This window comes from Lysinibacillus sphaericus (assembly GCF_000600105.1).
GTDB lineage: Bacteria > Bacillota > Bacilli > Bacillales_A > Planococcaceae > Lysinibacillus > Lysinibacillus sphaericus.
Map to the genome: position 1 here is coordinate 3,828,470 of NZ_CP006837.1, position 18,140 is coordinate 3,846,609.

The 18,140-nt window shown below is 37.5% G+C and carries 18 protein-coding genes; 1 reads left to right on the forward strand and 17 read right to left on the reverse strand.

Annotated features, from left to right (window positions below):
• Positions 1-7: 7 nt before the first annotated feature.
• The 17 genes from hisG to T479_RS18605 all read right to left on the reverse strand — a co-directional run bounded on the left by hisG (position 8) and on the right by T479_RS18605 (position 17,592).
• Positions 8-631: an ATP phosphoribosyltransferase gene (gene hisG, locus T479_RS18525; protein WP_024363888.1), complete on the reverse strand. Its 624-nt coding sequence runs from the start codon at positions 629-631 to the stop codon at positions 8-10.
• Positions 624-1,796 (reverse strand): ATP phosphoribosyltransferase regulatory subunit, encoded by a 1,173-nt coding sequence (locus tag T479_RS18530; protein ID WP_024363887.1) that lies wholly within the window; start codon positions 1,794-1,796, stop codon positions 624-626. The genes hisG and T479_RS18530 overlap by 8 nt, the downstream gene beginning before the upstream one ends.
• Before the next feature lie 645 nt (positions 1,797-2,441).
• Positions 2,442-2,984 carry an acyltransferase gene (locus T479_RS18535; protein WP_024363886.1) on the reverse strand — a complete coding sequence of 181 codons (543 nt, stop codon included), beginning with the start codon at positions 2,982-2,984 and terminating at the stop codon, positions 2,442-2,444.
• 4 nt (positions 2,985-2,988) lie between these two features.
• Positions 2,989-3,630 carry a pyrophosphatase PpaX gene (gene ppaX / locus T479_RS18540; RefSeq protein ID WP_025220494.1) on the reverse strand — a complete coding sequence of 214 codons (642 nt, stop codon included), beginning with the start codon at positions 3,628-3,630 and terminating at the stop codon, positions 2,989-2,991.
• Between the two features lie 12 nt (positions 3,631-3,642).
• On the reverse strand, positions 3,643-4,464 hold the full coding sequence (gene lgt, locus T479_RS18545; protein ID WP_025220495.1) for a prolipoprotein diacylglyceryl transferase: 822 nt from the start codon (positions 4,462-4,464) through the stop codon (positions 3,643-3,645).
• Positions 4,465-4,501: 37 nt separating this feature from the next.
• Positions 4,502-5,437, reverse strand: a complete 936-nt coding sequence (gene hprK / locus T479_RS18550) for an HPr(Ser) kinase/phosphatase (RefSeq protein ID WP_024363883.1) — start codon at positions 5,435-5,437, stop codon at positions 4,502-4,504.
• Between the two features lie 227 nt (positions 5,438-5,664).
• Entirely contained in the window at positions 5,665-5,991 is a 327-nt protein-coding gene (cccB, locus tag T479_RS18555) for a cytochrome c551 (protein WP_024363882.1), read from the reverse strand.
• A gap of 50 nt (positions 5,992-6,041) precedes the next feature.
• Positions 6,042-6,890 (reverse strand): YitT family protein, encoded by an 849-nt coding sequence (locus tag T479_RS18560; protein ID WP_025220496.1) that lies wholly within the window; start codon positions 6,888-6,890, stop codon positions 6,042-6,044.
• 284 nt (positions 6,891-7,174) lie between these two features.
• Positions 7,175-8,404 (reverse strand): EAL and HDOD domain-containing protein, encoded by a 1,230-nt coding sequence (locus tag T479_RS18565; protein ID WP_025220497.1) that lies wholly within the window; start codon positions 8,402-8,404, stop codon positions 7,175-7,177.
• Between the two features lie 498 nt (positions 8,405-8,902).
• The gene (locus tag T479_RS18570; protein ID WP_370510660.1) at positions 8,903-9,550 is read right to left on the reverse strand and encodes a VTT domain-containing protein; all 648 of its coding nucleotides are present in this window, start codon (positions 9,548-9,550) and stop codon (positions 8,903-8,905) included.
• Between the two features lie 308 nt (positions 9,551-9,858).
• Positions 9,859-11,406, reverse strand: coding sequence for a fatty acid--CoA ligase family protein (locus T479_RS18575; RefSeq protein WP_025220498.1), 1,548 nt, complete (start codon positions 11,404-11,406; stop codon positions 9,859-9,861).
• Positions 11,407-11,547: 141 nt separating this feature from the next.
• Entirely contained in the window at positions 11,548-13,488 is a 1,941-nt protein-coding gene (locus T479_RS18580; protein ID WP_025220499.1) for an FtsX-like permease family protein, read from the reverse strand.
• Positions 13,460-14,236 carry an ABC transporter ATP-binding protein gene (locus tag T479_RS18585; RefSeq protein WP_025220500.1) on the reverse strand — a complete coding sequence of 259 codons (777 nt, stop codon included), beginning with the start codon at positions 14,234-14,236 and terminating at the stop codon, positions 13,460-13,462. Before T479_RS18585 ends, T479_RS18580 begins: the two co-directional genes overlap by 29 nt.
• Before the next feature lie 12 nt (positions 14,237-14,248).
• A complete protein-coding gene (locus T479_RS18590) occupies positions 14,249-14,680 on the reverse strand; it encodes a hypothetical protein (protein WP_025220501.1) in 432 nt (143 codons plus the stop codon).
• Between the two features lie 11 nt (positions 14,681-14,691).
• Positions 14,692-15,675: a sensor histidine kinase gene (locus T479_RS18595; RefSeq protein ID WP_024363874.1), complete on the reverse strand. Its 984-nt coding sequence runs from the start codon at positions 15,673-15,675 to the stop codon at positions 14,692-14,694.
• Positions 15,675-16,379 carry a response regulator transcription factor gene (locus T479_RS18600; protein ID WP_024363873.1) on the reverse strand — a complete coding sequence of 235 codons (705 nt, stop codon included), beginning with the start codon at positions 16,377-16,379 and terminating at the stop codon, positions 15,675-15,677. The genes T479_RS18595 and T479_RS18600 overlap by 1 nt, the downstream gene beginning before the upstream one ends.
• Before the next feature lie 220 nt (positions 16,380-16,599).
• Positions 16,600-17,592 carry a lipoate--protein ligase gene (locus tag T479_RS18605; RefSeq protein WP_024363872.1) on the reverse strand — a complete coding sequence of 331 codons (993 nt, stop codon included), beginning with the start codon at positions 17,590-17,592 and terminating at the stop codon, positions 16,600-16,602.
• A gap of 142 nt (positions 17,593-17,734) precedes the next feature.
• Between T479_RS18605 and yhfH the strand changes: the two genes are divergently transcribed.
• The gene (gene yhfH, locus T479_RS23375) at positions 17,735-17,860 is read left to right on the forward strand and encodes a protein YhfH (protein ID WP_069514604.1); all 126 of its coding nucleotides are present in this window, start codon (positions 17,735-17,737) and stop codon (positions 17,858-17,860) included.
• Positions 17,861-18,140 lie beyond the last annotated feature (280 nt).

Sequence of the window (18,140 nt, forward strand, 5' to 3'; positions counted from 1 at the left end):
ACATTCATTAGTCGACACACTTCTTTAAACGTTTCACCAAATCGATTATGCGGTCACCTTTCATGCGGTAACTTACGGGATTGGCAATTAAGCGTGAGGAAACTTCTGTAATATACTCATACTCAACTAAGCCATTTTCTTTTAACGTACGTCCAGTCGATACGATATCCACAATACGATCTGCTAAACCAATCATTGGCGCAAGCTCAATCGACCCGTTTAATTCAATAATTTCTACTTGTTCGCCAATCCCTTTATAATACTTCATCGCAATGTTCGGATACTTCGTCGCAATGCGTGGTGCAAGTTCGTTCATCGTCGTATTCGGTAAGCCAGCTGAAGCAATATAGCAAGTACTTATTTTCAAATCAAGAAGCTCATGTACCACGCGCTGTTGCTCCAGTAAAACATCTTTTCCAGCAATTCCAATATCGGCTACACCGTGCTCAACATAAACAGGCACATCCATAGGTTTCGCTAGAATAAAACGAATTTTTTCTTCTGGGATTTCGATCATTAATTTACGCGACATTTCAACCTCTTCTGGTAAATTAAAGCCCGCTTCAATAAGCATTTGGTATGCCTCTTCAAAAATGCGCCCTTTCGGCATAGCAATGGTTAATTCATTCACCGCGAATTTCCTCCTGTCCAACAACAACTACCTTTGTAAAATGCGTTAAAAAGGCTGCTTCATCAACTAAACTACTTCTCAACTGTAAAGTCGCTTGTTTACCTGCTGCTCTTAAAGCCTCTATTTTTTCCAGAGCCTCTTCAAAATTTTCTTCTTCGAATAGCACCACAATGGCTTCTTCCTTGTCCGAAGCTTGTGCAGTAATCGTTTCTAATAATCTATCTACACGAATGCTAAAGCCTGTAGCACCGACCTTTGATCCAAATACTTCAAGCAAACCATCGTAACGTCCACCATTTCCTAATGGGAAACCACTGCCTGAAGCAAATACTTCAAATAACATACCTGTGTAATAGCTCATATGGCTTGAAAGAGTAAAATCAAACGCGACATACTGTGCAAGATCAGCGACTTCTAATAATTTTGCAAGTTGTTGCATATATTCTAATGCGTCATTTTTACGCACATATTTTTCAATATCACGAATTTCCTTTAAGGTCATTGCCTCTTCAATAAACTGTAACAATGCATCTGATTTTGTTTTTGGTAAATCAAATGATGCAACTGCCTCCTCAAAGCCTACATAATTACGTTGTACAAGCAGTGTACGCAGGACATCTTCTTGTTCGATGCTTTCTGTATAGTCCTGTAAAATACAATTCAAGACACCTGCATGTCCTATTGTGACTTTGAAATTTTCTAATCCAAATTGTTTTAATAACTCCATTGCTGTAACAATTACTTCTGCATCCGCAAACACGGAATGATCACCAATTAACTCAATACCCATTTGCTCAAATTCTGCGGGACGTCCACCTTCTGTTTCCTGTGCACGGAATACACTTGCAAAGTAAGCTAAGCGCAGCGGTATCATTTCTTTCAATAATTTTGAAGTGGCTACTCGAGCAATCGGTGTTGTCATATCAGGACGTAGAACGAGCGTGTTGCCCTGACTATCTACAAGCTTAAATAAATGCGCATCGGAAATTGCAGATGCTTTCCCTACCGTATCGAAATACTCTACTGTAGGCGTTTTGATAAATTCATAGCCTCTTGAGCGTAAAAAATTTCGACCTGTATGTCTTACAGCTTCTACTTTTTCATAAATTTGCGGAAATTTATCACGCATACCAAGTGGCTTTTCGAACATTTTAATCGACGACATGTGGACACTTCCTTACGTTTCACTTTAATTCACTAGAGTATTAGAGAATTAGAATATGAAAGTATTTTAACTCATTCCTTCAGTTCAGTCAATGTTTTACACATTAAATTCACAAATAATTTCAATACTTCTGTTAATTATACACCTATTTACACAAAGTGAAATGTTTATTGAGACTATTGCCTCACTTATGTAGGAGACATCAAAATGCGGACATTACTTTAAATTTAGCTGTTCTTGCTTTAAAAATATAATAATTGCAATCGAAATGAGTTGAAGGTTGCAGCCTTAGTGTACTGAGTAGAAAGGACCGCTGAAGCGTACAATAACGGCATAGCAAAAAAAGAGATTGGAACATTGCTAAAAAATTTAAAGAACAGAGGAAAGGTGTTCATAAATTTTCGCTATATGGAGAACTTAGCTATTCTTGCTTTTGCAATAAATTAGAAGTGTTCACTAGTTGTTGGTAGCGAAGGCGGTGACTCCTGCACAGAACGCGCACAACGTAAGACGCTGGCATTTTTGCGCGTTAGCGAGGGTTGTGGCTTACTGTGCTGAGCGGAAAGCACCGCCGTAGCGTACAATAACGCCATAGCAAAAAAGTGTTAGATTGATTTGCAGTCAATCTAACACTTTTCATCTTCTTTACTTTTTCGGCGTGCACCATTGGACAACTTCACTTCGTTTACGCTCCGCCATCTGTTCCGCAGTGTAAATAATTTGCATCGGATTGCCACCTGCTAGACAACCTGCTGGTACATCCTTATGTACGAGTGTTGCCGCAGACACAATAGCACCGTCTCCTATTGTCACTCCTGGTAAAATGGTTGAATTGGCACCAACCATTACTTCATTGCCAATATGGACATCTCCTAAACGATACTCTTCAATTAAATATTCATGCGCTAAAATTGTCGTATTAAAGCCAATCACTGTATTATTGCCGACATGAATACGTTCTGGGAACATCGTATCTGGCATGACCATTAAAGCGAAAGACGTTTGGTCACCAATCTTCATTTTTAAAAAAGTGCGATACAGCCAGTTCTTCACGCGTAAAAAAGGTGTGAAGCGTCCAATTTGAATGACAATGAAGCACTTCATCACCTTCCAAAAGGACACCGTATCATATACATTCCATAGCGAATTTGCTCCTTCGACACGATATCTTTCCGTTTTACGCGCCATGCCTTTACCCCTCTTTCACAATAGCAAGTAAATCTTTCATATGGTGCAATAGATATTCTGGATTAAACTGCTGTAAATATTGCTCCCCTTTAATTGACCATGCGACACCCGCAGCTCTTACACCCGCATTGTGTCCAGCTTCAATATCATGTGAATTATCACCAATCATAATGGCATCTTCCTTTGCGACACCAAGACGTGTAAGAGCAAGTAAAACTGGCTCTGGATCAGGCTTCACATGTTGGACATCATCAGTTCCCACGATCACCTCAAATAGATGACTAGCACCTAGGATCCTCAACCCTCGGTCAATCATCGCATTGCGCTTTGTTGAGACGATGGCTAATTTAATCCCCATTGACTTTAATTGCTCTAAAGTTGACACAACATCAGGAAACTCTGTGACAAGCTCATCATGATGCGGCTCATTCCAAGCGCGGTATTTTGCTATCATTTCATCTTCTTCTCCTGGCGTTAAAACACTAAATGTCTGTTTTAATGACGGACCCATGAATTTCAAGCAATCTTTTGGCGAATATTGCCCGGGAAATCTCTCTTCTAACACGTGCATAAATGATTGTATGATTAAGTCATTTGTATTTAATAGTGTACCATCAAAATCAAAAAGCAATGCCTTTACAGCCATACTTTCCACTCCTTACTTATTGTCCAAATATTTCACAGCAGGCTTTACCTTCAATCTGCGGTAAATAATTGCCGCAAGACCTATCACAATGCCGATAATGGAAACAACCTGAGCCGAACGCAAGTCTCCTACCAAATAAAGACTATCCGTACGTAAACCTTCTATATAGAAGCGACCAATTGAATACCATATTAAATAGCTAAAGAAAATTTCACCGCGATTTAGATTCACTTTACGTAATGCCAGTAATATTAATAAACCGATGAAGTTCCAAACAGACTCATATAAAAATGTAGGATGTACATATGTGCCTAGTTCTTCAATGTACATTTGATTAATAATCCAATCCGGTAGCATCAGGTTTTCTAAAAATGAACGTGACACTGGGCCGCCAAATGCTTCTTGATTCATAAAGTTGCCCCAACGACCAATAATTTGACCAATCAAAATACTTGGTGCTGCAATATCAGCTACTCGTAAAAAGCTTACCCCTTTTATCCGCGTAAATATGTAAGCCGTCGCAAATGCACCTAATAACGCACCATGAATCGCAATACCACCATTCCAAATTTCAATAATATTGCCTGGATTTTCACTATAATAATCCCAACGCATAGAAACATAATAGATGCGCGCACAAACGATGGAAATCGGCACTGCCCATAATAATAAGTCAGCTAGAAAATCCTCAGGTAATCCGCGTTTTACCGCCTCTCGTTGTCCAACAAAATATGCTAATATTATCCCCGACACAATTAAAAGTCCGTACCATCGTACAGGTATTGGCCCTAAATGAAAGGCGACCGGGTTAATGTCTAATAGTAATAAATCCATCTTATGCTCCTCTCAATATGTTACAATCCGTTTTCCATTAATCATCTAACTCATCTGATGAAGCAATGACTTCATCTAAGCGTCTTGAAAACTCTTCCGCTGCATTGACACCCATTTTCTTCAAACGGTAATTCATCGCCGCTACTTCGATGATTACAGATACATTTCGTCCAGGTCGTACTGGAATTGTGAGTTTTGTTAGTTCCGTATCAATGATTTTCATTTTTTCTTCTTCTAAACCTAAACGATCATAAACCTTGTCTGGATCCCATATTTCTAGCTCAATAATTAAGGTAATACGTTTATATGGTCGTACAGCACTTGCCCCAAACAGTGTCATGATATCGATAATACCAATACCTCGTATTTCCAATAAATGCTCTAACAGCGGTGGCGGACTCCCTATTAAAAAGTTCTCCGACTCTTGACGGATCTCCACACAATCATCTGCAACTAATCGATGCCCTTTTTTTACTAGTTCAAGAGCTGTTTCACTTTTCCCAACCCCGCTTTTTCCGATAATAAGCACACCGATGCCATATACATCGACTAACACACCATGTGCCGCTGTCATAGGTGCTAAACGTCCCTCTAAATAATTGGTTAACCTACTCGAAAATTTCGTTGTTGTCATGTGAGTTTTAAATACAGGTACATGCTTTTCGTTTGAAGCTTGAATAAGCTCATCTGGTACTTCTAAATCACGCGAAATAATAATAGCAGGCGTATCCTGTGAACATAGCAATCGCATACGCTCAAGTTTAACATTCGCTGGTAACATTTCAAAAAAGGAAAGCTCTGTTTTCCCTAGTAGCTGTACTCGATTAGCAGGATAATGCGTAAAATAACCAGCCATTTCAAGCCCCGGTCTAGATATATCACTTGTGGTAATTGTTCTTCCTATACCTTCCTCGCCGCCTAATAACTCTAGCTTAAATTTTTCCATTACATCTCTTGTCAATACTACGACCAATATTTGCAGCCTCCATTCAAACGAATTGAATATTGTTTTATTTTAGCATGCCTATGTATAAAAGAAATGAATTTACACTTGTGTGCATGATGATTAGTAACACTATTATACTTACTTCTAGTTAAAGGTTGTACATAACAAATGTAAAACTATCTCAGAAAGCTTATGCACATGATAAAAATAGAAAAACTAGCGGTCTCCAGAACCGCTAGTTTTTTTTCATTGTATTATTTTTGTGTAGCCAACCATTTTGCAACGGCTTCAGCATCTGCACCTTTAATAAGTCCAGCTGGCATAGCCCCACGACCATTGTTAATTACGTCTAAAATTTCTTGCTCAGATAAACGAGAACCTACATTGTTTAGTGCAGGTGTATTCCCCATACCTTGTAGCTCGCCACCGTGACAAGAAACACATGATTTCATTGCGATTGCTTTACCGTCTGGTTCAGCAGCAGTATCTTTGTTATCTGTAGCTGCTTTATCTCCGCCACCACCACATGCTGCTAAGAAAATCGCTGAACCGAACACTAATGTTAACATTGCTTTTTTCATTAGTACCCCTCCTAAGTAAATGAATATCTTTCCAAGCTATTATACCAAAATTATGCACGTTTGAAACCTTCACCTAACACCTCATAAGCATCAGAAACGATGACAAACGCTGATGGATCAACGTTTTTAATGAGTTGTTTCAGCTTTGTGAACTCTGTTTGATAGACAACGACCATTAAAACGGGTCGTGCTTCTCCTGTATAACCGCCAATTGCAGGTAACTTTGTCACACCACGATCAATTTCAGCATATATCGCATCACGCACTTCATCTTGTTTTAACGTAATAATATAAACCATTTTTGATTGACTAAAACCTAACTGGATAATATCAATCGTTTTCGTTGTGACATACAGTCCAATTAACGCATAGAGCCCTTTTTCTAAGTCAAAAACAATTGCCGCACTAATTGCGATAATTCCATCAATTAATAGTACACTTGTACCAAGCGATAATCCGGTATACTTTGTAATAATTTGGGCTAGTAAATCAGTGCCACCAGTAGAAGCATTCCCCTTAAAGACAAGTCCTATTCCTAAGCCTACAACAATTCCGCCAAAAAGCGCACCAAGTAAAGGATTATCTGTCCACGGCTCCCAGTGATTTGTCAATAACACAATCAACGGTAATGTTATTGTCCCAATAAAAGATTTGACGCCAAACTTTTTACCAAGTATTATTACTCCTGCTAGAAACAATGGGATATTAAATGCATATTGTACAAGGCCAGGATTCCAGCCAAATAAACCATGTAAAATGGTACTTATGCCACTAACTCCACCTGACGCTACTTGATTTGGTAGTAAAAAGACATTAAAACCTATTGCCACAACTGCGGCACCAACAATCACATAAACATATTCCACAATACTTGCCCTTACATCTTGTGTTTGATTCATTTCCTCACGCCCACTTCAACTATCAGATTTTTCTAAAGATGACGACATGATTATAGCAAATAGTTTTCACGTTGAGAACTTCATCTTGATAAAGAGAAAGTAGTTGGAATAAATGAGAAAAAGTGCTAGATTGATCCCAATCAATCTAACACTTTTTCTCAGCCATTGATGTCCGCTACAGGTGCACTTTCCGCACCATAAGGACACATACCTCTTCTTGCGTGTGGAATACCTTTTAGGAGTCGCCTCTTGCTACAACTCCTATAAGCTGTCGTTTTCCCTAATTATAATGATGTTTCTGCCCATTCTAGTGCTTCATTATATAAAAGATCAATACTTGCCATTTCAATATTAATTTGTGGTGCTAATTCTTCTAATCGTTGCCAATCTAATTTTCCAAGCGCAATACTAAATTCAAGATAAGGTGTCATCTCTGTTTGACCACCTAATATTGTTTCTGTAATCGCCTCTGAAAAAGGTAATTGTTGCAAAATAACATTCATCGGTCTTTGTAAGATCGCATCAATTAACGAAAACATCCCAACTAAAAAGTATTCAGAAAAGTTTTGCTTATAATTGCGTTTGGCTAATTTTTCACAAACCTTTGCTCTGAACAAAGATGTTTGCATCAACTCTTGAAAAAGATCTGTATCTGCCCTACCATCGAATTCACGCATAGCTAGTAAATAAATCCACTTGCGAAGATTTGCTAAGCCAAGTAATAAAATGGCTTGCTTAATGGAGCGTATTTTCGATTTTGAACGTTTACTAGAATTATTAATCATTTGTAATAATTTATACGTCAACGATATGTCCCGTTCAATATTTTCTGCTAACAGATGAACGTTCGGTTCTTCTTCCTTTAAGAGCGAAATTATATGAAAATATTGGATGGCATTTGCGGGAATATCCATCGCTTTAATGATTTGAGGTTGCTCAAAAAAGTAACCTTGAAAAAACTCATAGCCTGAATGCTTGGCGACTCTATATTGCTCTTGTGTTTCCACTTTTTCCGCAAGTAATTTAATATGAGGGAAATTTTCCTTTACCATATTTTCTATTTCCATTCTTTCAACTAAAGAAGATATTAAGAAATCCACTTTAATTAAATCAATATGCGGGAAAAGCGTATCATATATAGGTACATTTCCTTTTAAAATAAAATCATCTAACGCTATTTTAAACCCATGCGACTTCAGCTCAATGACACGCTTAACTAGATTTGGTGTTAGTGGTACATCTTCTAAAATCTCGATTACTACTTGCGAAGGATCTAAAAATTCATCGATTGAACTCATAAGCAAGTTTTCCGTAAAATTAACAAAACAAGGCTTACCTTTCGTTACCTCTTCAATACCAATTGATAAAAATGAGTTCACTAACACATCCACTGTTGCAGCATCTGAATCGACATCAGGAAATGAATTTACATTTTTGTTTCGATATAACAACTCATATGCAACGACCTGTTCGTGAAGATTAAAGATTGGCTGTCTTCCGATGAATACTTCCATTTCGTTGCCTCCAATTCACCATTTTCTAGTAATTATTATAGCACTTTTCATTACCTTACGCTTATTTTTTCAACACTATAATAAATTTTTCTTATTGAGAAACTAGCATTTACCTATATAATTTACATTTTATGACTAAAAAAGATAAAGCATTACTACTTTATGCATCTATATTAAAAATTTGCTTTTACTTTTTACTTGCTTACCTTGCGCAACATTTACTAAAAAGGGTGTTATACTGATTTTTCAAAAGTAACAGGTTGGACAATAGCATCCTACAGTTTTGCATTGTGATAGTAAATTTTTAAGATTTTATATTTCATATTGATGCCGGACACTATAGTTGAGATTTTTTAAAGTTAACATAGATTTTCCTCCTACCATGGAAATAGCAAAAAGCCCTACCACCAAAAATAGTGGTAGGGCTAGCCTGTGTAAATGATGCTTAACATAATTTTCTTTTAGTGTCAGCCTGCAAATGTTATCTGAGGCATCTTTTTATTTCCCACCAAATTTAGATTTAAAAGCGCCAATAACAGCTGGTATAACTGAGATAACTATGATTAAAATAAGCACTACTGAGAAGTTATCTTTAATAATTGGAATATTACCAAAGAAATATCCAAGGAGTGTACAGCTGAATACCCATAAAACAGCGCCTACAATGTTGTACAGTAAAAAGTAGCTATAATGCATCTTACTTGCCCCTGCAACAAACGGAATAAACGTACGAATGAAAGGCATGAAACGAGCAATTACAATTGTTTTGCCACCATGCGTGTTAAAAAATTTCTCCGCTGCTTCCATACGTTCTTTTTTAACAATCCGACCTAAAAAACTTTTCGGAGGAATCGATGTCCCAACTTTATGACCGATATGGTAATTCATTGTATCCCCTAAAATTGCTGCTGCCAAAAATACAGGAATTAGTATCCATAAGTCAAAGGCGCCCATTGCAGCTGTTAATGTACCACTTGCGAAAAGTAATGAGTCACCTGGTAAAAATGGGAAAATCACGACACCTGTTTCAACAAAGACAATGGCAAATAGAATAAGATAACTCCAATTACCAAAATCACGAATGATTTCTTCCAAATGCACATCAATATGCATTATAAAACTTATTAACTCTTGGATGAGTCCTATCATTGGTTTTGTATGCTCTCTTTCAATTTAATTTTTCTTAATAGCTTGGACGTTGTTGCGCACAAAAGGGTTCCAAAACGATACAACAAAGTATACAAGTTACTACTCCCCTACTATATGACAAGCCCTTTTAAAGTATGTAGAAGGATTACACATGACTGATTTTATCACTCCAGCTCAATGCACTCAACTTATTTCACCGTAAGTGCCAGACACCCAAACAATTCTGATAATTTAAAAGGCAGCTGTTCCAAAACCAACAGGCCCACCACAAATTTTTTTGTGGTGGGCCTGACTTATTAATTCGTTTATACTTTTTCTTTTAAAGTACGACGCAAAATTTTACCTGTTGTATTTTTGGGAAGCTCATCTAATATTTCCACAACTTTTGGCACTTTATATTTCACCATATGCTTTGCACAATATGCCAAAATATCATCTGTTGTCGTAGCCGCTACTTCCTTGAGTACGATATATGCATGTACTGCTTCACCAAAATTAGGGTCTGGGTAGCCAACAACTGCCGCCTCTACGATATTATCATGAGCAAATAGAACTTCCTCTACTTCTCTCGGATAAACATTATAACCGCCAACAATAATCATATCCTTTTTGCGATCGACGATATAGAAATAACCTTCGTCATCAACTTTTGCAAGATCCCCTGTGTAAAGCCAACCATCACGAATGGCCATCGCCGTTTCTTCAGGCATTTTATAATAGCCTTTCATGACATTTGGACCACGAACAACTAACTCACCAACTTCACCGACAGGAACATCTATACCATTAACATCGACCACTCTATTTTCAACGTTATTAATCGATGTACCGATAGAGCCAGCTTTTCGCTCACGGTCTAATGGATTGAAACATGTTACCGGTGAAGCTTCTGATAAACCATAGCCCTCTGATACACGTACATTAAATTTCTTCTCGAAATTATGTAATAGTGCAACAGGTAATGATGCGCCCCCTGAAATGGCTAAACGAATTGTTGAAAAATCTTCCGGTTTGCCTTCTGGTAATAAATACAAAAAGTTATACATCGTAGGCACACCCGCAAAGACAGTTGCCTGTTGCTCTCTCGCCAATGTGAAAATTTCACTTGGGCTAAAGCGAGGTGTAAGTAAAACGGTTGCTCCACTAATCAATGGTGCATTGACTACGACTGTTAATGCAAACACGTGGAAAACTGGTAATGTTGCAATAATTCGATCATTTGCTCGATACCCTAAATACGTTGAGACATCACGTGCATTTGAATAAACATTTCCGTGTGTCAGCATGGCACCTTTTGGATTGCCTGTTGTTCCCGAAGTGTATAATATAATAGCCGTATCATCTTGTGCGATGTCTACCGGTTCTAACGATCCAGTGGCACTTGCAACAATATGCGAAAATAAATGTGTTTTCGCTTTTGCCTCTTCCGATAAAGCCTCTATTTTTTCAGCTACATCTGCTGTTGTTTCACAAACGACAAATGTCACTACTTCTGGGAATGCCTGTACACCTACTTCTACTAATGGAAGCAATGCATCAAGTGCAATAACCGCCTTAACATCGCCATTTCGTAAAATATAAGATATCTCATCTGGCGTATAGATTGGATTCACAGGAATTGCTGTTGCTCCTAGACGCATCGTTGCATATAAAGCGATTAAATAATGTGGCGTGTTGCCGAGTAAAAACGCCACATGGTCCCCTTTTTGTACCCCTAAATCTTGTAACCCCTGTGCAAAGCGGCCAACTGTGTGCTCAAATTCCCCATATGAAGTATCTTTCCCCATAAAATGATACGCAATTTTTTCCGGCTGCTCTGCTGCTTGTTGACGGACACATGAAACTAAATTCAATTACACCATCCCCTTATCGTATAAAATGAATCGTTATTCAGTAATATTATATAAGAAATATATCTAAAAAACAATGAAACTTTTTATTTCGTGTCAATATTACCTTTAAAAAATTCACTTTTTTCTCTTTTGTACGTATTTTTAAGAACGGATATGGGAGATGTAACGCCAACGAATTAAGTAAAAATAGATAACCTGTATTAGGACAAAAAAGCCAAATGCAAAGAACACTTCTTTAACAATTGAAATATTAGCAATGTCCTTTAAAATGCCTTGTACCATAAAGAAAGCAAAGCCACTGTGCATCATAGCAACGCCCCACGGTAAGAAAAATTGTGGGAATAAATGACGGTTGACTAGCTTTTTTAACTCAATATCTGTTAAGCCCATGCGTTTTAACACATCAAATTTCCGCTTTTCTCGTTCAAGTGAGGTATGCAATTTAAAGTAAATAAAACTACCAGCAGCTAGTAAAAATACAGTGGCCACTAAAACACCAACTAATGTAAATAATGAGTAGGTAGCTAATATATAAGAATAATTTAATCCTGCATTTTCAAAATAAAATGGGCTATGCTTGCCCTTTTTTATACTATAAAAATATTCCGTTGAGGCATCATCCACTATGTCCTTGCCAATTTCCTTCGTCTCCATCCACTGTGGAATATCGAATGTAAATAAATGATAGACGGGTTGCAAAGCGTTCTTACTAGTAATCGGCTTTACAAGCTTCCCAAAGTCTTCATCACTGATCACAATCGAGTTTACACTAACAATGGAACCTGGGAATACGATTTTAGGATATACACTATCAATGGTAATTGGAATTTCGTTTTCTTCTAAAATTGTATGGACTACTATATTTTTAAGTTTCTTCAAAGACTCTTCGGAATATGGTATAAACACTGCTTCACCAGACGCCAAATCAATTAACGGATAGTTAAAAGAAGACAACAAAACATTCATATCAGATTCGCGGAATACTTCCACCTCATTATGTGTAAAGGAGGATGTTTGCTTGACAACAAGAAAACGGGATAAATGATAGGATAAACCCTTGTCTTCTAACTGCATACGCAAAGAATTGATATGCTCAGCCTCAAACGGATTATTAATATCTCCTTTATAAATAAGCCCTAATGGATTTAATCGGTCATATTGCGTCGTATAAGAAGACATTGTAGCTAAAACACCGACTGATAAAAACGCCAGTGTCGAAACCATTGTAACAACGAAGAACATTTTCACATTATCCATCATAATATGTGTCTGCTCGGCTAAAGATAATAAGCGATAACGTCGCCAATGAAATTTACGTTTCCCACGAGCAATTTCTAAAAAGAACGGTACTGAATCACTAAAAAAATAATACGTTCCAAATGTTGCCGAGAAAGGAATCAATAAAGTTAAACCTATCATCGTCGTATGGGAAACAATAACTGCCAATGCATACGTTGCTAAAATCAAAATAACACCATATGTTGCGCGAATCTTTGAATAACTAGCCACACTAGTTAAATAATCATTCCCTTTGATTAAATCTCGCAATTTTCTCTCACGTGTAAAATATACGCTAATAAACGAAATAACCACAAAAGCACTTGTGAAGACGCCTATCGTAAGTAAAAAAGGTTGCCAAGATACATAGAGCGGTAAATTCTCTAAATGTAAAATTTCTCGAACAATCATAAAGAAAAACTTTGAAAATGAGAAGCCAAAAATAATGCCCACAATAATCGAACCAGAGCCAATAATCATCGTTTCTAAAAAGACAAGTTTGTTCATTTGGCGCTTTTCCATCCCAAGATGCAATAATATAGCGAACTCATGGGATCTCGCCTCTAAAAAGGCACTCATGGAATAATATAAAAAGAACAAAGTAAAGAGGACAAGTACGATTTCTGCACCAATCATGCCGACTAACGATACTTCTCCTAAAATACCTCGTTCAATATCTGGATGAAACATCAGCATTGAATAGATAAAAAATACAGCCACAGAAAAAAAGCTTGCCATAAAAAAGGCACCGTAAATACGGCTGTTCCGTACGACATTACGGTAAGCGAATTGTCGAAAGGTCACCTACTTGCCCTCCTCCTAGTAAGCTCAATACATTTAAAATTCGTTGGAAAAACATTTGACGTCGATCATCACGATAAATCTCATTGAAAAATTCCCCATCCTTAATAAAGAGCACACGATCACAATAACTTGCGGCGATTGGATCATGTGTCACCATCACGATTGTCGTTTGTTTTTCTTTATTAATTTTTGTTAATAGTTCAAGGACATCACGCGAGGAATTCGAATCTAAATTCCCTGTTGGTTCATCAGCTAAAATAAGGCTCGGATTGTGAATCAGCGCCCGTCCAATGGCGGTTCTCTGTGCTTGTCCACCTGAAATTTCATTGGGACGTTTATGCAAAAAGGACGTTAAATCAAGCTTTTCTACAATACCTGCAAGACGCTCCTCCATTACTTCTAACGGCTGCTGATCGAGCGTTAACGGCAATACAATATTTTCTTCAACCGTAAGCATATGCAATAAATTAAAATCCTGAAATACAAAGCCGAGTTGTCTTCTTCTAAAATAAGCAAGCTCAGTAGCATTTAGCTTATGCGGGTTCATGCCATCTAAAATGATTTCCCCACTCGTTGGTTCATCAATTGTAGAAATCAAATTTAATAATGTCGTCTTGCCGCTTCCTGATGGACCCATTACTGCTAAAAACTCGCCTTGTTCAACTTCAAAGCTTAATTGATTGAGTGCACGATGCGTCACCTTGCCCTCATATACTTTCGTAACATCCTTTATTTCTAAAATAGGCATACTTTGTTCACCTTATTTCTCGATTAATTCCATAGATTTTGGTAAAAGCCAATTGAATACCACCTCAAAGCCAATTTGAAAGTGCGGTTCTCTTACGGCTGAAGCATTCTTTCCTTCTTCTTGCACTAGACTAAAGCAATGTTCTCCAACTACGACATCCCATGCATCTAACTCACCTTCAATTATTTCACCATAAACTGAATAGTGCCCACTATACATCACTTGCTCGCCTTCAACTGGAAAAGCATTTAGGAGACTTGGTTTATGTAAGTTTAGCCCAAGTGCATCGCAAAAATGCACAACTTCATCTTGCAGTAAGAAGCTAGCCTGACGGAAATTTTCACAAAACAAACAGTCACAAAGTTCTGTGTGTGACGCGTACAACTCCTTCGTTTTTTCTAATTCAATATTTAATACCCAGTCTTCAATCCGTACTTCTCCCATTTCTGCTCCCCCTAATTTGTAAATGTCACGGTGACAATCGTACCTTTTCCTACTTCTGATGTAATGTCCAATTGATGCCCTAATTTTCCGCAGATTTCCTTTGCTAAATACAAACCCATACCTGTGGATTCCCCAGTTTTACGCCCATTTTCACCCGTAAAAAAAGCTTTGGTCACACGTGAAAGGTCAGAAGCAGGAATACCAATTCCTTCATCACAAATCGCTAACTGAATATGATCATCTTGTTTAATGGCAGACATTACGATTTTTTTATTCTCTTCAAATGTATATTTCACTGCATTTGTTACAAATTGCCCGATGATAAATCGAAGCCACTTTGAATCACTTGCTACGATAATGTCGTCCTCAATATGGATTTCCGGAAAAACACGATTCGTAATAAATAAACGTTTATTTTCATTAACAGTTGCAGTGACAATTGTTTTTAACGGAATTTGTTCGACTTGCATATCCTCTTCAAAGTTCTCTAGACGTGCGTTAACAAGCACCATATCCAATCCTCTACGTAAACGATCTATTTCTTCTTGCACATTCTTTTTATCAAGAGGGCGTTCATCCTGCAATAGCATCTCAATGACAGAAATAGGCGTTTTCATTTGATGTACCCATTGATTCATAAATTGATCGTGGCGCTTTTGGCTAGCATACAAGGAATGAAGCTCATGCTGATACAGTCGGTACAGTTCATGCATATATTTTTCTACTTGCACCGCTTCTGGTGTCTTGGCATTTTTTTGTAACACATCTTCCATTGATTTTGGAAGATGTAATATTTTACCCAAATAACTTTGGCGCATTAAATAACGAATAAGTAAAAAAGAGCATAGTAATACTAAGCTAATACTTACAGAATAAATAGCCGTATCGACGTTACGAAAGCCATCAAGCCAGTACAACACCATAATAAAACCGACTAAAATCAGTTGAAAAATAAAAAATGTTGCATAATCACGTAAAAATAATTTCCAGCCCATTACAACTCACCCGCACTTAATATAAAACGATAGCCTGCTCCACGAACCGTCTCAATTGTTGAGGCAATATGATAATCGGCTAGCTTCTTGCGAACACGTGTCATGTTCACATTTAACGTATTTTCATCGACAAATGCTTGATCGTCCCATAGCTCCTCTAGCAGTTGCTCACGTGTTACTACTTTGGGTGCATGGCCCATTAACAATTCTAAAATAATACATTCTTTTTTCTGTAATGGAATTTCTAAATCATTTTTGTGCAGCTCCATACGCTCTAAATGCAGTACAAGCTGTCCTTGTTTAATCGTCCGTTCTTCTTGTCTAGCGGCATATTCTCCATATGTACGACGCAAGTGACTACGGATTTTAGCGAGAACGATTTCGTAATTAAATGGCTTAGTAATAAAATCGTCACCCCCATTTTCAAGCGCAAAAATTTGATCCATTTCGCCAGAGCGCGCTGAAATGAAAATGATAGGACATGTTGTATGTTGACGTAGCTGACGACACCAATAATAGCCGTCATACGCAGGTAAATTTATATCAAGCAATACCATATGTGGATTAAAGGCTGTAAATTCTTCTATTAAGTGTTCAAATTCTTGAATCGTTTCCACTTCGTATTGATATTTTCTCAGTGTTTCTGCAAGCAATGATGCAATTTTCACATCATCCTCGACAATAAATATTCGATGCTTCTCCATAATGACACTCCTTTCTATCATATATTGTACCAAAAAAAGGCTACGCGCCCTAATTGCGCGTGCCCTATTTATTGTGAATATATTGGTAACTTCAAGTTCAACGGTTCCATCATGTTTAGACTTTAATTTTTCCACAGCATAACCGCTTACATTATACGCCAAGTTAGGCTAAAATATCTTTTTTAGGAAAAGGCATTCGCCAACTATTTTTTGTCTACTGTTAATAAATTAATTGTAAAAACTCTTCTGTAGAAATGCCGCCAAAGTATGTTGGGATATTGATATCCGCTAATGACATCGCAATCGCAGCACGATCATAGTTTGTACCAACTAAGCGTTGCTCAACATCTGCAATATCGCCTACACCGAAGAAATCACCGAATATATGTGCTTCTTCAATCACACCATGATTCACTTCTAAGCGAATGTCAATCCCGCCTGAAGGGAAACGATGTGTTTTTTGAATATTAAAGCGAGGGGATTTCCCGTAGTTCCATTCCCAAGTTTGATAGCGTTCAGCAGATAATTGATGAATATTTGCCCAGTCTTCTTCTGAAAGCTCATGATAGCGAATGTTTTCTTCTCCACCGAAAATAGATTTTAAAATTTCTAAGCGGAATGCTTCAACGGTCATTTTATCCTTTAAAAACTCAGAAATATTTGCTACACGTGAACGAATGGATTTAATACCCTTTGATTCAATTTTATCTTTCTTTACTTTCAATGCAGATACAACTGCATCTATTTCTGTATCAAACAGTAATGTCCCATGACTAAACATGCGACCTTTAGTAGAAAACTGCGCGTTACCAGATACTTTACGCCCTTCAGCTAAAATATCATTACGACCCGATAACTCCGCATTTACGCCCATTTTTGCAAGCGCATCGACAACTGGCTGTGTGAATTTTTTATAATTCATAAAGCTATCGCCATCGTCCTTCGTAATAAAGCTAAAGTTCAAGTTTCCAAGGTCATGATACACCGCACCTCCACCAGAAAGGCGGCGCACAACAATGATACCATTATCTTCAACATAATCTGTATTAATCTCTTCAATCGTATTTTGGTTCTTCCCAATAATAATAGATGGCTGATTTATGTAAAATAACAGCACCGGTTCCTTCTCTACATCCATTGTCTTTAGTAAATACTCCTCAATGGCAAGGTTAATGCGTGGATCATGAATCCCTTTATTATCAACGAAAATCATAGTCGTTTCCTCCTTCACAAAATATCCATATTTTATTTTAACGTAAATTAGGCATTTTGTGTTGACGAAACGCATCTGTTATAATACACTAGAAAATAATAAAACAGTAATAGTACAGATGAACTTAAAGGAGGAGTCCACAATGTTAGAAAACGTAGTTGAATTTTTCAAGAACTTACCTGCAAAACAATGCACAGAATGCGGTGAAAAGATCGAAGAACAAAGCGAATGCTACAGCAACACTTGTGAAAAATGTAACTGCCTATAAGCATTTGCCTATGCTGTAACGTCATTTCGTGCCCCACACGAACTAATAATGACACCACTCATCATACATTTATGATGAACCATTAATTAAATCTCTTACACTTACACAAAACAGCAGCTGATACGCTCATATCAGCTGCTGTTTTACATTTAAAATGAAATTGTTTGAGTGACTGGCACTTTGCATATGCGCCAGCCATGACATTAGGGCGGGAACAGCGCAAGTTGTAAGACGCAACAAACCGCGCGACAGCGAGGGTTGTGGCTTACACTGTGCCCGC

Excerpts from the sequence above, each read along its gene's own strand:
- T479_RS18530 (WP_024363887.1), bottom strand. The coding sequence starts at position 1,796 with ATGTCGTCGATTAAAATGTTCGAAAAGCCACTTGGTATGCGTGATAAA.
- T479_RS18535 (WP_024363886.1), bottom strand. The coding sequence starts at position 2,984 with ATGGCGCGTAAAACGGAAAGATATCGTGTCGAAGGAGCAAATTCGCTA.
- ppaX (WP_025220494.1), bottom strand. The coding sequence starts at position 3,630 with ATGGCTGTAAAGGCATTGCTTTTTGATTTTGATGGTACACTATTAAAT.
- lgt (WP_025220495.1), bottom strand. The coding sequence starts at position 4,464 with ATGGATTTATTACTATTAGACATTAACCCGGTCGCCTTTCATTTAGGG.
- cccB (WP_024363882.1), bottom strand. The coding sequence starts at position 5,991 with ATGAAAAAAGCAATGTTAACATTAGTGTTCGGTTCAGCGATTTTCTTA.
- T479_RS18560 (WP_025220496.1), bottom strand. The coding sequence starts at position 6,890 with ATGAATCAAACACAAGATGTAAGGGCAAGTATTGTGGAATATGTTTAT.
- T479_RS18565 (WP_025220497.1), bottom strand. The coding sequence starts at position 8,404 with ATGGAAGTATTCATCGGAAGACAGCCAATCTTTAATCTTCACGAACAG.
- T479_RS18585 (WP_025220500.1), bottom strand. The coding sequence starts at position 14,236 with ATGCCTATTTTAGAAATAAAGGATGTTACGAAAGTATATGAGGGCAAG.
- T479_RS18590 (WP_025220501.1), bottom strand. The coding sequence starts at position 14,680 with ATGGGAGAAGTACGGATTGAAGACTGGGTATTAAATATTGAATTAGAA.
- T479_RS18595 (WP_024363874.1), bottom strand. The coding sequence starts at position 15,675 with ATGGGCTGGAAATTATTTTTACGTGATTATGCAACATTTTTTATTTTT.
- T479_RS18600 (WP_024363873.1), bottom strand. The coding sequence starts at position 16,379 with ATGGAGAAGCATCGAATATTTATTGTCGAGGATGATGTGAAAATTGCA.
- T479_RS18605 (WP_024363872.1), bottom strand. The coding sequence starts at position 17,592 with ATGATTTTCGTTGATAATAAAGGGATTCATGATCCACGCATTAACCTT.
- yhfH (WP_069514604.1), top strand. The coding sequence starts at position 17,735 with ATGTTAGAAAACGTAGTTGAATTTTTCAAGAACTTACCTGCAAAACAA.